Below are 15786 nucleotides of genomic sequence, written 5' to 3'. Positions count from 1 at the left end.
TCGTTCGCTCCTGTACTTATAAATCAATATCCAGCTCAACCGGGCAGTGATCTGAACCGAATATTTCCGTATGAATTTTTGCGTCTTTTAACTTATCATCAAGATCATTTGAAGTTACAAAATAGTCTATTCGCCAACCAGCGTTATTTTTTCTTGCATTAAATCGATAGCTCCACCATGAGTAGATCCCGGTTAAGTCCGGATAAAAATGCCTAAAAGTATCGGTAAATCCACTTTGTAAAAGTTCCGTAAATTTTGCTCGTTCTTGGTCACTAAATCCAGCATTTTTATGATTTGTTTTTGGATTTTTTAAATCAATTTCATTATGGGCTACATTTAAATCTCCGCAAAAAATGACTGGTTTATCTTTTTTAAGTTGATCCACGTAATTTTTAAATGCATCTTCCCATGACATTCGATATTCCAATCGCTTTAGTTTGGGCTGAGAATTTGGTGTATAACACGTAATCACATAGTAATTGGCATACTCTAAAGTTATAATCCGTCCTTCGGTGTCATACTCTTCAATCCCAATACCATAAGTAACGTTAAGTGGTTTATGTTTAGTAAAAATTGCTGTCCCCGAATATCCCTTACGCTCTGCATAGTTCCAATATTGATAATAGCCTGGAAAGTCAATTTCAATTTGTCCTTTTTGCAATTTAGTCTCTTGCACACAGAAGAAGTCCGCGTCTAAGTCCTTAAAAGTGTCTTCAAAGCCATGTGTAACCGCTGCTCGTAAACCATTTACATTCCATGAAATTAGTTTCATTGCCCAGACCTCCGTTAATTAGATATATTCATTATCTCATTTTTCATCCATTTAGTGTTCCTTCTACATTGTAAATTCTTATAAAAATTTGCTAAAAAAAATGTTTAAAATGGAAATAGAATCTAAATTTAATTTGTACTCTAAAATAGTAAAAATGCAAGAAATAAGACGAGTGCTACCATTTAAAAACGATCTTTAAATGAGAAAACATCATCATTTGAAGATCGTTACCATACCTATGAACTACGCTTTACAACTCAATATTAATATCGAATCGTGTTAAATATATTTTAAAAATCCGACTATCAGTATTTAGTTGTCTTTCTTGATACCTCTTTCAAAAATTTTCATATAGCCCTTTGCATGCTCAATGATTCCAGTCATTCCCTTTAAATCTCCGTCTGGATGGTTCTTCATAAATATTTTGGTTTCTTCTCCGATTTGAAGCATAATACCATTCAACATGTTATAGACTTCCTCTTGTGAAACATCATCACGTAAAACTAATCTTTCAAATACTGGTTCAACTAATTTTTGTGTCATTGCCGTTGAAGCTTGATATTTTTTTCGCACTTTTTCTTCCATCTCCGGCGAAAAATCCTCTACATTGGCAAAAACATCGGTTAATAGTTGAAACTCATCTGGAAACTTAATCTGTAATTTTAATTTATATTCAGTTGCTCTAACGATTAGCTCTGTTAAATCAACTGAGTCCTGCCAAACCGAGTAATCTACAGTATCCAAAATATTTTGATTGGCATATTCAATTGTTGCAAGATATAACCCAAATTTATTATCAAAATAACGAAAAACAATTCCCTTTGAAACGCGGGCCATACTGGCAATATCCTCAACCTTTGTTTTACGATATTTATTTTGTGCAAACAGATGCAAAGCAGATACCAAAATTCTCTGCACCTTTTGGGGGTCCTTTGGAACCTCTATGTTAGCCATGCTTTCACATCCATCCTAATCTAAGTCACGTTGCGAATATCCAATATAACCAATGATAATAAGAACCACCGCAATAAGCAACATAGTTATTACGTATGATTGATTCACGCTGTGCATTGGAACCTTATTCAACCAACCAAAAGCAGTAACTTTCTTTGCCCAACTTGGAAGTTTCATGAGCCCACCCATGTAAACAGCAAAAAATCCGTATGCTAAATATATCCATGTTAGCACCGATAATTTTGGACAAATTCCGTTAATAAGAACCGCAATTCCAATTGTTATTAATAGTATGGGTGCACTTGCTGTGAACACATGCACATAAGTCTCAATTGCAATTTTCCCAGAATGCATGCTAGCATTTCCCGCGACGTACATTCCTAAAAATGAAGCAAATAGAGCTAATAGGCCACTAATTATTGATGTCACAAGATAACTACTTAAAATATGAATTCTTGAAATTGATTTTGCGTACACTGTTTCAAGATATCCCTTATTATTATCACCCATCACTCTGTTGATATTTTGAATGGCGGGTATAGAGGCGATTGCAACCATCACAGACGATAAAACTGAAATAAAATTAAGAATAACTTGATGATTAGCTTCTTTAATGGCATCAGGTCCCAAAACTTGTTGTATAGTCGGATTAGTTTTTAAGATATCTCCTACTGAATTAAAAATAGAACCATATGTTGCCCCGAGTACAAACAATCCAAATGTCCAAATTAAAATACTATTTTTCTGTAATATAAATACTAGACTGCTTGGTCCTCGCAATGCCCACGTTGCTTGTTTTCTTCCTGGTCTCGTGGGAATCACACCAGATCCAATATCCCTATTTTGGTTAACCTGTAACGCCACCAATAAAACAACAAATACTAAGGCTAAAAGACAAGTAACTGGCCACCAATCGTTACTTTGAAACGCACTTATTTTTTCAATCCAACCTAATGGCACCCACCAAGTTTGACTCGGATGCCTTATATCTGTATACATTCTTGCAATGTACATAATTCCAAAGACTCCGTAACTGTAAGCGGTAGCTCCTCTACTATTATCGGCCAACTGTGACATTAGTAAGGCAATACTTCCAAACAACATTCCAACCATTCCCAAAGCAATTGCAATTAACCAAGATCCTTGCCCATCAACTCCTGGCATCGTACTAAATTGGATTCCAAATCCGTACAAAACAGTTAGAATTATATTAGCTGTGAGGAGTTCTAAAACAACGGAAGAAAAATCAGCCATTTTTCCTACGGCATGTGATGCAATTAGTTCAGTTAATCCATCATCTTCTTCACCACGTGACCCTCGTACCGCAAAATAAATGTTCATTGCTGCCATTGCAATTGCCATAAAAAGTAGCATTTCGTTGGCAAAGACATCACTCGTTGTTTTAATGGATCCCTTGAATGTGCCCAGTAGTGCTTGCATGGCTGGTGTATTCAAGGTGCTTTTTATTGTTGCTATCTGTGCTTTGGTTCCATAAATTGCTTCAAATTTTAAAGCAACGGCACCCATTAAAGCTGCCAACGATATAATCCAAATTGTTAACGCTAACCAATCTTTACGCAAATGAAATTTTGTTAAAAACCAAGTTTTTTGAAAATTATTTTTCATGATCACTTACCTCATTTGGGTCTGTATCCTGTTTATAATAGCGTAAAAAGAGGTCTTCCAAAGTTGGCGGAGTACTTTGCAATGTGATAATTCCGTTGTCCACAAGTGCTTTCATAACTTTTTCCATTGATTCAGAATCTACGGCAAAAATCGCTCGGTTCTTATCGTTTTCGTCAATTATAAAATCATGAACTCCCGTTAAATCTTTGATGTTACTTGGATCATTAGACGTTTCGACTGTAATTTGAGTTCGCGTTAAATGACGCATTTCATCAAGGGTTCCAGTTTCAATAATTTGACCTTCGCGAATAATTCCTATTCGATCACACATTTTTTCGACTTCTGAAAGAATATGGCTAGATAATAAAATACTTTTTCCCCGTTGTTTTAGTTGCAACACTTCTTGTTGAAACATTTCCTCATTCAAGGGATCAAGTCCTGATGTTGGTTCATCAAAAATATAGAAATCTGCATCAGCTGAAAATGCCGCAATTAATGCAACCTTTTGCCTATTACCCTTTGAATATGTTCGAGCTTTTTTCGTAACATCTAGTTCAAATTTTTTAATTAAGTTATCCGTTCTCGAAGTATGTTTATCACCATTCATTTTAAGGAATAAATCAATAATCTCGCCACCAGTTAAATTCGGCCACAAATATACATCACCTGGAACGTATGCCAACCTTTTGTGAATAGATACCCGCTTTTTCCAAACGTCATCACCAAATATAGTAGCAGACCCGTTCGATGTCTTAATTATCCCCAAAATTGTCCTAATTGTTGTCGTCTTCCCAGCGCCATTGGGTCCGATAAATCCAAAAACCTCACCTTTATGCACATCAAAAGTAACATCTTTCAGTGCTTCAAAATTGCCAAACTTCTTTTGGATATGTTTTACGCTAAGTACCACCACATCACTTGCCATGTCAATCCCTCCTTGTATTTATGTACATCATAAGCCTCATTGACTTACCAGTCAATGACTAGTCGGTCAATGACGATTATAAAAAAAAGCAACCAAAAACGAAAGCTTTCGTCACTCCTCTACATCGCTGTTACCAAAGAACTTCCTTACTTGATTAAGTAAATTATCACCATCAAATAAATCATTGGCCCAATTAAGATATTCATCTGATGATCTTCTAAAAATTATTCGATACCATCTAACCTACACAAGTTACCGCATCCTTGATTCTCTCAAAAGCTTCTTTTGAATCCGAAACGAACATCTTTATAATTTATAATGTGCATGAATTATAACCTATATTAATTGGGCGTTCCAGAAAAAGGACTAGTTTATCCCTTATTTTTAGCGGCTTTATACACAGAATATGTTGCATATCCAAAAGTAATCATGCCTACAATCCCAACCCACAAGTGATCTGAAAATACTCCTTTAAATAAGAGTTCAACTGTCAAAGTTGCCAATCCTAAAGTGATTACCCCTAGAACCACAAGTGCTACTACTTGCCAAATTTTCATATTTTTCACCACACTAAAATTAATTTACAATTATCATAACACTTCATTTCAATATTCTGCGGTATAATCATAGTCTGAAAGGTGGTATATAACCATGAAAATTACAGTTAATTTTGAAAACGGATTTCTGCCAGATCGTTATGGTAAGCATGCTAACGAAGAGTTTAAGCTGAACTCACGACCAATTCGTTCATTTCCAATTCATATTACAGATCTACCAGCAAATACCAAAGCCATTGCACTTTCACTCGTTGATTATGATGCTGTTCCTGTGGCTGGCTTTCCATGGATTCATTGGATTGCCACTGACATTGCCCCAACCGATCTAATTCCAGAAGACTTTAGTCAGAAAAACAAAGGTGTTGTTCAGGGTAAAAACAGCAACATTTCCCGCTATGTAAACGAACACGACATTAACGTTAACGAACGATATACTGGTCCAACGCCACCTGAAACTCACAACTACACTTTGACTGTATATGCATTAAGTGAGCCAACCGGTTTAAAGCCAGGTTTCTATCTCAACGAACTAATGAAGGCTACCGAGCCAATCACTATCGAAAAAACGGAAATAAAAATCCCAAGTCGTGGATAATTATATTTGAAACATATCCATTAAAAAACAAAAACACAAGTTAGTGACTATCCTACAGTAGATTTTATTGCAGGGACAATCACCTAGCTTGTGTTTTTGATTTATATCAATTTTAAACCATTCAATTTATTTCCATAAAAATTCAGCAAGTGTATCAATCACCTTAGAATTATGCCTTAAATTTGAATGTTGTACTTGACCCTCTGTTCCTTCAAATATCCGTTCTTTATAACTCGCAACATGCGGTTTGATCATTGGACCAAATTCTTTAATACCGGCAACTGGTACCACTCCATCACTATCCTTGCCATTAATATGCCCGCCCATATTCAAAACTTGTAAATTGGACGGTACATTTTTAAGATTAGATTCAATCTGATCCACTGAACGACTGATATTATTGTTCGTTTTGAAAAATCGTTTGTATGGCGTAGCAATTGTCGCAAATTTTATTACTTTAGGATACTCATTTCTATGATTCCCAGTTAGGTATGCAAGTTCAATTAATCCACCCATTGAGTGCCCCACTAAGTTAACTTTATTAACATTGTATTCTAGATGTAATTTTTTCATCACTTTTGGAAATAATTTTTCCTGATATAGAGGATCTTTATTTCGTTTAAATGCCACTTGAATTGTTTCATTCTTTAACTGTTTTTGTTTAGTATCAACATCAATCTTTCCATTATTTGTGATATTCACCCTAATTTTTTCCGTTGTTAAACCGTTGTTATGAAACGCATTTACCATATCATTAAATGCATTAGGTGAAGATCCGTACCCTCCAACAAAAATAGTTACAGTGTCGTTATTCCCGGCGTCACTTTGTACTTTTTTTAGAATTGAGTCAGTAGTATTATATTTTTTAAATCCTAAAAAAGCCACGATTAGCACAATAACCAATAACAAAATCATTCCTACTCGTTTCATGACTATCTCCCCCAATAATACTTCATACCATAATTATACTTCGCTTCCGTTTTTGATAAAATAAATATCCTCGATCATAATTAACTTTCCATTAACAACGATTCTACCTTGATATTGTCCTTCAATTAATCCCACAATTAAATCTGGAATATGTTGATTACGATCAGACCAATTCATTTGAATTGCTACCCGTAGTCCCTTTTGAAAGGCTTCTTGAATAAATTCAAGAACTTCGCCCCTCTCCATTGGTGGTTTTTTTATGCGTTCAGCTCTTTTTCTCTCAACTTTGGCATCTCGTTCAATCCGCTGAGTATGGTCACTTAGGTAAAATCCTTGCCATTTGACCATGCCACGATCTTGGTAGTCAGTTAGAAAACGTTCTACAATTTTCGGATCAAACTGATAGTCCTGATTATTCATAAGCATTTCCTCCACGATGCCCCCCAACTAACCCAGCACGCTGTATCGCAGTTCCTCCTTCCGTTAGACTCGAAAGTTTAACTAGCTTTTTTATACCAAAGCGCTTTCGCAATTGATCCATCGTTGCATCCAGCTTGCGCTGTTTAATACTAATTTCCATTTGCTGAAATAAATCCAATTGTTCCGCATTATCATCTTGTAAATGAGTACAATAGACCGCAATATTTCTCACTTCTTCTCCGTTCCAATTATTTTCAAATAATTGTTCAGTATACAAAACTAGTCTCGTAGTTTGATTAGTTGCATCAATCTTCATTTGTTTAGAGAATCCATGATGTCCCAAATCATGCTCATGATATGAAAAACCAACCGAAAGTGAAATACATTTGGTTAACTGTTTATGTTTCCGAATACGTGCTGCCACTTGTTCGGTAAGTTCTCTAATAACTACTCTTAGTTCAGCGTCGGTTCTATAATCTCGAGGCAACACTTGCGAATTGCCATAGCTCTTAGATCTAGGCGTGAAGTGTTGACGAATAACTGATCGATCTATTCCCCAGCTTAATGCAAAAAGCTGTGAACCAATTACACCCAACTCCTCACGAATCGCATACGGATTAGTATGAGCTAAGTCATACATCGAATTAATTCCCATTCGTTTAAGGTGTTTCTCAGTTCGTTTTCCAATACTCCAGACAGATGAAAGGTCTGTAATTGGCCAGAGCTTCTGTGGAATATCTTCATAATGCCAACGTGACAGTAGTTGTGGACTCTTCTTAGCACCAAGATCCAAGGCTAGTTTAGCCATTGCGGGGTTATCACCAATCCCAACTGTCAAATAAATGCCTAGTTGATCCCGTACCTCCTTTTGAATACGTTGTGCCACCTCAATTGGAGTATTACCAAATAAACGCCATGATTTTTCCATATCAAGCAATGATTCATCAATTGAGTAAGGATGAACGTCTTCTTCTGCGCTGTATTCTTTAAAAATATTATTAATTGCAACATTTTTTTCTATGTAATAATTCATTCTAGGCTCAGCAACTATGATCTTATCTGTGCGAGGCACATCTCTAGTTCGCATAACATTGCTAACTCCGTATTGCTTTTTTGCTTCAGGTGATGCCGCCAACACCAGCCCACCATTTGTATTATCTGCCAATGACATAACTACTAAAACCGATTTTAATGGATTCAATCCACGGTCCACACTTTCCACACTGGCATAAAAGGACTTCGAATCAATCATAAAAACCAATCCATGCGGTTCATTCGAATAATTATATTCAAGCATATAACTCACCTCTTGCTTCACATTATACGAACGTATGTTCTTAAATGCAAGGCAAAATTGAAAGTTGCTAATTTTTCAAAACTTGTGTAAACTTACTTTACTTACAAAAAATAAGCATTCATAGGAGAACATTTAAAATGAATAATAACTACATTAATGAGATTACAAATCGTAGATCAATTTATAACTTAGGAAAAAACGTTTCACTAACGCAAGATGAACTTGTTGACATCATTGAAGAAGCTATTCGTCAATCACCTTCTGCTTTTAACAGTCAGTCTGTTCGTGCAATCATTCTTTTTGATAAGGCACATGATGAGTTTTGGGAAGGAACTCTCGATATCTTACACGGCGAAGTTCCAAATGAAACAGCTTTTGAAAATACAAAAAATAAAGTAGAAGGATCTTTTAAATCTGGTGTAGGCACAGTTCTATTCTTTACAGATGAAAAAATAATCGACAAACTTAAAAATGATTTCCCAATTTTTAGTGACAATATTGATATGTTCGGTGAACATGCATTAGGTATTGCTAATGCAAATGTTTGGACAGCACTTGCTTCTGCAGGAGTTGGCGCTTCATTACAACATTACAATCCAATCGTCGATAAATTTGTCCAAGACCACTTCGATGTACCAGCAAATTGGACTCTAAAATCACAAATGCCATTTGGATCAATTGAAGCTCCAGCAGATGGAAAAGACTTCATGACTGATGAAGATCGATTCAGAGTTATTAAATAAGAATATAAACTTCATCTCTGAACCATTAAATGGGATCTAAAAAGCTTCACAACTGTTAGAAACTCTCTAACAATTGTGAAGCTTTTTAGAACTCAACGAACCACCCTATTTTTAACTTTGCCATTTCCTTTATGCTAAAATAACTTGGTATAGTAATTCAAGGAGGAGTAAAAACATGTTACGTCAATGGTGGCAGTCACCTCAAGTTATTTCTGCTAGTAGATATAAGCGAAAAATTTCATGGCTAGAAGTCTTCTCCGACTTAATTTATGTTGTTATTTTCCACCAACTAACTGTTGGATTAATGGAGGGTCATAATTTTGAAAATTATGGTAAATTTTTAATCCTTTTTCTCTTAATTTACTGGACTTGGAGCGATTTTAACTTTTATTTTGATAGCCATGGCGACACTAGCCTCAGAACTACCACTTTATCGGTTTTACAGATGGCAGCTATTTCTTTTTCTGCACTTTATATTCCTGAATTTTTCCATGGCCATTATACTTCATTCATTCTTGCATTTGCATTAAATCAACTAATGATTACCTATCTTTGGTGGGGCTCAGGGCATTTTGATCCTGATCACCATCAGTACGCTCATGACCATAATCGTCAGTATTGGATTTCTTTAGTGATTCAACTTGTTGCAGCAATAATTCCAAATAGCAAAATTCAATTTGCCTTAATAATTATTTCAATAATTTCAAATTATTCAGCGGGATATTTTGCACGTAAGGCCGCTCAACTTGAATTTCAAAAGCGCGGAATTGAATTTGAAATATCACCTGCTTTATCTGAAAGGTATTCACAGTTGATGATAATTGTCATGGGAGAATCATTAGCCGAATTGATTGATTCTATGTCAGATGTCCATAAAACCGTTAGTATGTTGTCTTTGTTCTTTACCTCAGCATTCATAACCCTTCTTATATATCTACTATTTTATATTAATTTTGATCATATACTTATAAAAAAGGGTTACGGATGGATGTATCTATATCGCCAATCTTTTGTGGTAATAACCCTAAACTCAATTCTTGAGATTCTTTTTATTCACTTAATCCTGTTTGAACCTTCACATCTTATTCAAACAGCATTAGCCATATCAACCATTACGATGGTGCTATCTATGATATTTTTACCAATTTCATTAAATAAAAATTCTCATTTTAGATGGAATGCCATAGAGAACCTTTTTAAGCTACTTGGTTTAATCATAATTATTACATCCATTTTTCTCCCAATATCTTTTGCTCTTTATCTATTGGCCGTTGGTTTAAGTATCATAGTTGCCATTGAAGCCTTTTCTAATCAGGAACAAAGTCTTCAGCGCAATTAAAATTGTGAACCATGTACGGGCGACAAAAAAGAGCACCTTATGGCTAAAATTAATGGACGTTTTTAAATACGCTCTATACCATCCTTTCGTATTTTTCGTAAATTTAGTTATATTCCTCACTATTATTCTAAAATTTATTGCATTAAACTTTAGTTTGTAATTTAAAATTCTACTTATGTGAGGATAAACCTATGAACTGGCAAAATATCGATTATACAAATCTTTTAGTAACTTTATTCATTCTGATTATAATCATAAGGCGACAACTTCAAATAAAAGTTATTAAGTTTCGTATGCGGACTTATATTATCTTAATAGGGATTGGCGCCTATGAAACCCTCATGGCAATTCAATCTAAATTTTTAAACCTTCCAACTAATTTTTGGATCTTCCTTGTAGGAATGGTTATTGGTGCCATCCTTTTTGGATTTTTACGAGTATTATCTTATCATCTATGGGTTGATAATCGCGGACTAGTCATGCGACAAGGAAATTGGCTAACCGTCACTCTTTGGATCGTTGGCATTGTATTCCACCTTATCCTAGATCGAATTTGGAAGGGGAGTAATGTTACCTTGCTCATTTACATTGGAATTTCTCTATGGGCTCAACGTGGTTTCGTTTGGCAAAAAGCAACCCACTTGTTCCCAGAGGCCATGCCTGCAACAACCGCATACGACAAAAGAGAAACAAGACAGAGACATAGATAATTAAAAACAGCTAAAACGAATTAAAATCAATGTACAAAATACATTAATATAATTTGTTTTAGCTGTTTTTTCTTAAATTTTTATATAAATTTGACAGCTGTGCCATAAGCTGCAACGGTTTCCATATCTTGGCTAATTGAATCAGAATCAAAACGCATCATCACGACAGCATCAGCATCCATTGCTGCCGCATTATCTTTCAAACGTGAAATAGCAATATCGCGGGCCTCACTCAGTAGTTCAGAATAGGCCTTAACTTCCCCACCAACAATATTTTTAAGCCCTGCACCAATATTTCTGACAACATTTTTTGACTGTGTGGTTAAGCCAAAAACTTCACCTATAATTTCATAATTCTTGCCTGGAATATTTTCAGTTGTTGTTACCAATACTTCTTTTGCCATATTATCCCCTCCGTTAATTAGTTATAACAAACACATTATAAAAAAGAAAGAGTATTTTAACAATTTTTTCGCTTACTGAACATTAACATTAATTCGACCAGAATGTGCCTTAATCTTCAACTCTGCAGTTGGATCCGTTCCTACTGTTCCTTCCAAATAAGAATTGGTTTGATTCTCAATATGGGCAGCACCAGTTATCTTAGCAGTTGAACTGTTAGCAATTAATTGGTATTTAGCATTAACACCTTTTGCCAACTCGACGTGCACGCTACCACTTTTAGCATTAATAAGATTGCTCCCAATTAACTGATCCGCAACTAACCGTAGTGATCCGCTATTAACATCAAATGCACCTGTACCAGCAAAGTGATCTATCTTAACTGAACCGCTTTGGGCCATGATTGCTACTTTTCCACTTATATAATTTAACCGCATTGAGCCACTATGCGCATTCATTTTAATAGTATTGGCAAAAATTGTATCACCTGTTAAACTGCCTGAATGAACATACACCGTAAGTGCGTTAGAAGCCACGGAATCCAATTGCATACTTCCACTATAATCATTCAAATTTAACTTCATCTTTTCATTATGCAAGTTCTTAGCTACCAATTTTCCATCACGGGATTCAAGATTAAGGCTCCCATCATAGTCCTTTGGTAGTTGAACCTCTATTCGTACCTTAATCCAATGCAATCTCGGTCGAATTCCCTCGCGAATTTCAAGACGATTATCATATTGCGCCGACTTTAATTTGTACTGATCATTAAAACGGCTCATATATTCTTTAACAACTAGCTTATCAGAATCACCATTTGTAACAATTATGCTCGCTGAACGGTATGCAATGTCTAAATCCGAAATATTTTTTAGATTAAATTCCACAGTATTTACCAAATCAAGATTTCCAGAAAAACTGTCAACCGCATCAATACCTGCAATGTGGACATGATCACTATCAACGTCAATAAATCCGTTAAATAAATTAACATGATCGCCGTTAACTTGTAAAAATTTTCCCATATCAACACGATCATCATCAATTATTATATGGTTTCCAAGCTTAACCTGTGAATCATTAACTTCAAGCTCACCAAGTTTGAATCTACTGCTTGTTTCAGCTTGGGAATCCCCTGATTCATCTTTATTATCTTCTTCCTCGTTAATCTCATGAATTAGTTCATCTACTGATCCCATTTGTTTAAAGGCCGCATCAATTGCTTCATCCTCATTCATACCTTCATTGACATTATCTCTAGTAAATTCAACTAAATCTGCAATCAGTTCCTCTTTTAGTTCTGTTAACTGGGTTGATGGCTTAGCTTTTATAAATAATTGATCCAACCTTGTACGAATTTCAGTTTCAATTTTTGTCATTTTTCATCCTCCAATAGATGGTCGATTATCTTTTTAGCAAATTCCCAATTTTTCTTACTTTGGTATAAATCTGATTTACCGTCTTCCGTAATTTGGTAGTATTTTCTTCTGGAGCCCTGGGTCTCATCTCCCCAGTAACTTACGATTTCACCATTTTTTTCTAAACGTCTAAAAACAGTGTATAAAGTTGCTTCATTAATCGTATATTCGTTTTCACTGCGTTCTTTAACTTTTTTAGCAATTGCATACCCATAGCTATCCTCTTGCTCCAAAAAGTGTAAAACCAGCATGTCAGTATTACCTCTTATTAAATCTTTAGTTATCTTTTCGGTCATAATAACCTCCCTAACAAAACAAATTTATCACACACTACTATGTGTGTCAAAGTATTTAATTTTGAAAAGTTAAATACCGTCCCATTTCTAACTTCTGTGTTATTCTTGAAATAATTATTCTAATAAGGATGTGTTTATTATGGTAAATGATTTCCCTCAAGCACTTACAATTGCTGGCTCCGACTCTGACGGAAGTGCTGGTATGCAAGCCGACATGAACACCTTTCAGCGCCGAAACGTTTATGGTATTTCCATTTTAACCGCGGCGGTTGCCGGTAATTCATACGGTATTCAAGCTAGTCATCCATTTCCCTTGGATTTCGTTACACAGGAATTTCAATCTATCTCTGATGATTTCAAAATACGCGCCACAAAAACTGGCATGTTAGCTGATACTCCAATGATTGAAACCGTCGTTGATAATCTTCAAAAAAATGATTTTGGTCCATTAATTTTGGACCCCGTTATTATTACCAAGCATGGTGCAATGTTACTGGAAGAGGAGGCATTTGAGACCCTTAAGCAAAAACTAATACCTCTAGCAACATTAATTACTCCTAACTACTTTGAAGCCGTAAAATTAATTGGAGTAGATATTAAAAATGACAACGATACTATAAAAGCGGCTCATGCACTTCAAAATATGGGTTCCAAAAATGTTATGTTAAAAGGTCGTCACCAAGACCCCACGCAAAGTGAAGTTCGTGACTTTATCTTACTAGAGGATGGTAGTAGTTTTTGGCTTAGTGAACCTTTTGTCAATACCAACCGTGTCAATGGAACTGGTGATGTTTTATCTGCATGTATTACTGCGGAAGTTGCTAAAGGTAGTTCGATTTCAGACGCAATTCGAGTTGGAAAGAAATTTGTGACTGCAGCAATTGCAAATCAAATTGAAGTAGGACATAAATTCGGTCCAGTTAATCACTTAGTTCCATTTGATTAAAAATTTATTGGAGGTATGAATATTATGAAAATAGCTGTTATTGGAGCAACCGGAAAAGCCGGATATTTAATTGCTAGAGAGGCACAGCAACGAGGACATCAAGTCACTGCTATTATCCGACATCCAAATCGACTAAAGCTCAAAATCCCCTTTATCCAAAAAGATTTGTTCGATTTAACCACTAATGATGTTTCTACTTTCGATGTCCTTATTGATGCTTTTAACGCCCCTCGTCAACAAGAAATCCTTCACCAAAAATCTGTTCGACATCTGGTTGAAATAGTATCCACGACACAAGTTCGTTTAGTGGTAGTTGGCGGTGCAGGAAGTTTGTATATTGACGAAGACCGTCATACGCAGTTATATCAAACTCCTACATTTCCACCTGTAGCCTTCCCTACCTCGTCAAATATGGCGGCTAGCTTAGAATTCTTGAAAGAGTCATCTGATATTAGCTGGCTCTACGTTAGTCCATCGGCCAATTTCATTCCAGATGGTCCACTTCTTAATCATTATCAAGTTGGAACTGACCAATTACAGGTAGACAAAGCTGGTAAAAGTGAAATAAGTTACGCTGATTACGCGGTAGCACTGATGGACGAGATTGAAAGTCCCAAATATCAGAATCAACAAATTAATGTTGTTTGGTGAGACTTAATGTAGATTTTAATGTTAAAAAGACGCAAAATATAAGTCGATTTGACTTATATTCTGCGTCTTTTTGTTCTGCAGAGCTAAGGGCTAAACCCGTCATAACGGTTTGCACCCTGCTAATACTCGGTGGTTAACCGCCTTGTTTTACTCTCTATTTGAAATGAGCTACACAAGGCAACCTCCTCCGTTTAGCCAAATCCACCATCATGACCTAACCCGTCATAACGCCGTACCTTGCTAATACTCGGTGGTTAACCGCCTTGTTACGCTCTCTATTTGAATTCAATTCCATACTCAAATGTGTGCGTTTCGCCTGGTTCCAATAAATTGTTACCCTTTTTGTTCTTCCAATCAGTTGGAGTATCACTTGCCTCATCAGGTAATCCTGCAAATGGTTCAATGCACAAAAATGGTTCTGTTTCATGTTCCATTGCCCACAATGTCACATAAGGGAATTGTTTAATATCTAGTTTAATTTCATGTGCAGTCTGCTCTGAGCGTAACGTTACATTCTCAATCTTTTTTGCATCTAAAATTATCAAACCATCATCAAACATTTCATGATCAAGCGGTAATATGCTATCTTTAACTCGATCGTATGGCGCCTTAGTTCCATCTCTAAATGGTGCAGGATTAACACCTAATTTAACAACTTCTTTTTGATTTGGTCCAAAGGTTAATGAATAATCTTCAAACACACCATCATCATCAATTGGCACATTAAATCCTGGATGTGAACCAAGTGCATATGGCATTGCCTTTGAATCATTATTAATAACACGATATCCTGTTAACAATTTATTTTCTTCTAGTTTGTACTCAACTTGTAGCATAAAATCAAACGGAAACATTTCTTTTGTCTTATCATTAGCTTTTAATTCAAGTAGAACGGCATTTTCTGATTGATTCACTTTTTCCCAAGCAAAATCACGTGCGAAACCGTGCTGTGGCATTGAATATGTCTGTCCGTTTAACTCATACTGATCATTGTTCGACTTCCCAATTGATGGAAAAAGAATCGGTGCATGACGTTTCCAAGCTTCACCATTCCAAATATAATCATACTGGCTTTCAACTCCTACCACGTGGGTTAACTGTGCTCCCATTTGGTCAATCTCAACTTCTAATCGGTTATTTTTCAGGTTTAATCATACTTGTAATCTCCCTTGTCTTTTGACTTATATATACCATGAATCATTTCG

Annotated in this window: 18 protein-coding genes; 6 read left to right on the top strand and 12 right to left on the bottom strand. The window is 35.7% G+C overall.

Going from position 1 to position 15786, the window contains the following annotated elements; genetic code table 11:
* Positions 1–16: 16 nt before the first annotated feature.
* The 5 genes from PECL_RS01990 to PECL_RS01970 form a co-directional block, all read right to left on the bottom strand.
* Entirely contained in the window at positions 17–772 is a 756-nt protein-coding gene (locus PECL_RS01990; RefSeq protein ID WP_014214926.1) for an exodeoxyribonuclease III, read from the bottom strand.
* Between the two features lie 312 nt (positions 773–1084).
* Positions 1085–1726 (bottom strand): TetR/AcrR family transcriptional regulator, encoded by a 642-nt coding sequence (locus PECL_RS01985; RefSeq protein WP_014214925.1) that lies wholly within the window; start codon positions 1724–1726, stop codon positions 1085–1087.
* Positions 1727–1741: 15 nt separating this feature from the next.
* On the bottom strand, positions 1742–3352 hold the full coding sequence (locus tag PECL_RS01980) for an ABC transporter permease (protein WP_014214924.1): 1611 nt from the start codon (positions 3350–3352) through the stop codon (positions 1742–1744).
* Positions 3342–4277 (bottom strand): ABC transporter ATP-binding protein, encoded by a 936-nt coding sequence (locus tag PECL_RS01975; protein WP_014214923.1) that lies wholly within the window; start codon positions 4275–4277, stop codon positions 3342–3344. Before PECL_RS01975 ends, PECL_RS01980 begins: the two co-directional genes overlap by 11 nt.
* 371 nt (positions 4278–4648) lie before the next feature.
* Positions 4649–4834 (bottom strand): hypothetical protein, encoded by a 186-nt coding sequence (locus PECL_RS01970; protein WP_014214922.1) that lies wholly within the window; start codon positions 4832–4834, stop codon positions 4649–4651.
* Positions 4835–4928: 94 nt separating this feature from the next.
* Here PECL_RS01970 and PECL_RS01965 point away from each other — a divergent pair, with 94 nt between their 5' ends.
* Entirely contained in the window at positions 4929–5429 is a 501-nt protein-coding gene (locus tag PECL_RS01965; RefSeq protein WP_014214921.1) for a YbhB/YbcL family Raf kinase inhibitor-like protein, read from the top strand.
* 126 nt (positions 5430–5555) lie between these two features.
* On the opposite strand, the gene PECL_RS01960 is transcribed toward PECL_RS01965, so the two are convergent.
* Genes PECL_RS01960 through PECL_RS01950 form a run of 3 tightly spaced genes read right to left on the bottom strand, consistent with a single transcriptional unit; the run spans position 5556 to position 8076 of the window.
* Positions 5556–6359 carry an alpha/beta hydrolase gene (locus PECL_RS01960; RefSeq protein ID WP_014214920.1) on the bottom strand — a complete coding sequence of 268 codons (804 nt, stop codon included), beginning with the start codon at positions 6357–6359 and terminating at the stop codon, positions 5556–5558.
* Positions 6360–6392: 33 nt separating this feature from the next.
* The gene (locus PECL_RS01955; RefSeq protein ID WP_014214919.1) at positions 6393–6779 is read right to left on the bottom strand and encodes a hypothetical protein; all 387 of its coding nucleotides are present in this window, start codon (positions 6777–6779) and stop codon (positions 6393–6395) included.
* Positions 6772–8076: a Y-family DNA polymerase gene (locus tag PECL_RS01950; protein WP_014214918.1), complete on the bottom strand. Its 1305-nt coding sequence runs from the start codon at positions 8074–8076 to the stop codon at positions 6772–6774. Before PECL_RS01950 ends, PECL_RS01955 begins: the two co-directional genes overlap by 8 nt.
* Positions 8077–8213: 137 nt before the next feature.
* Between PECL_RS01950 and PECL_RS01945 the strand changes: the two genes are divergently transcribed.
* The 3 genes from PECL_RS01945 (at position 8214) to PECL_RS01935 (ending at position 10868) form a co-directional block, all read left to right on the top strand.
* The gene (locus PECL_RS01945) at positions 8214–8819 is read left to right on the top strand and encodes a nitroreductase family protein (RefSeq protein WP_014214917.1); all 606 of its coding nucleotides are present in this window, start codon (positions 8214–8216) and stop codon (positions 8817–8819) included.
* Between the two features lie 175 nt (positions 8820–8994).
* Positions 8995–10158 (top strand): low temperature requirement protein A, encoded by a 1164-nt coding sequence (locus PECL_RS01940; protein WP_014214916.1) that lies wholly within the window; start codon positions 8995–8997, stop codon positions 10156–10158.
* A 191-nt stretch (positions 10159–10349) separates the two neighbouring features.
* Entirely contained in the window at positions 10350–10868 is a 519-nt protein-coding gene (locus PECL_RS01935; RefSeq protein WP_014214915.1) for a hypothetical protein, read from the top strand.
* Positions 10869–10948: 80 nt separating this feature from the next.
* On the opposite strand, the gene PECL_RS01930 is transcribed toward PECL_RS01935, so the two are convergent.
* The 3 genes from PECL_RS01930 to PECL_RS01920 form a co-directional block, all read right to left on the bottom strand.
* Complete coding sequence (locus tag PECL_RS01930; RefSeq protein WP_014214914.1) at positions 10949–11272, bottom strand: heavy metal-binding domain-containing protein; 324 nt, start codon at positions 11270–11272, stop codon at positions 10949–10951.
* 72 nt (positions 11273–11344) lie between these two features.
* Positions 11345–12649: a DUF4097 family beta strand repeat-containing protein gene (locus tag PECL_RS01925; protein WP_014214913.1), complete on the bottom strand. Its 1305-nt coding sequence runs from the start codon at positions 12647–12649 to the stop codon at positions 11345–11347.
* On the bottom strand, positions 12646–12984 hold the full coding sequence (locus tag PECL_RS01920; RefSeq protein WP_014214912.1) for a PadR family transcriptional regulator: 339 nt from the start codon (positions 12982–12984) through the stop codon (positions 12646–12648). The genes PECL_RS01925 and PECL_RS01920 overlap by 4 nt, the downstream gene beginning before the upstream one ends.
* A 139-nt stretch (positions 12985–13123) precedes the next feature.
* On the opposite strand from PECL_RS01920, the gene thiD reads away from it, so the two are divergent.
* Positions 13124–13930, top strand: coding sequence for a bifunctional hydroxymethylpyrimidine kinase/phosphomethylpyrimidine kinase (gene thiD, locus PECL_RS01915; RefSeq protein WP_014214911.1), 807 nt, complete (start codon positions 13124–13126; stop codon positions 13928–13930).
* Positions 13931–13954: 24 nt separating this feature from the next.
* The gene (locus PECL_RS01910; RefSeq protein WP_014214910.1) at positions 13955–14581 is read left to right on the top strand and encodes an NAD(P)-dependent oxidoreductase; all 627 of its coding nucleotides are present in this window, start codon (positions 13955–13957) and stop codon (positions 14579–14581) included.
* Positions 14582–14856: 275 nt separating this feature from the next.
* Here the strand turns inward: PECL_RS01910 and PECL_RS01905 are convergent, their stop codons facing one another.
* Positions 14857–15726: an aldose 1-epimerase family protein gene (locus tag PECL_RS01905; protein ID WP_041534557.1), complete on the bottom strand. Its 870-nt coding sequence runs from the start codon at positions 15724–15726 to the stop codon at positions 14857–14859.
* Between the last annotated feature and the right edge of the window lie 60 nt (positions 15727–15786).

The organism is Pediococcus claussenii ATCC BAA-344 (genome assembly GCF_000237995.1).
GTDB lineage: Bacteria > Bacillota > Bacilli > Lactobacillales > Lactobacillaceae > Pediococcus > Pediococcus claussenii.
Note: the sequence above shows the minus strand (reverse complement) of the source record. Positions and strands in the feature narration are given on the sequence as shown.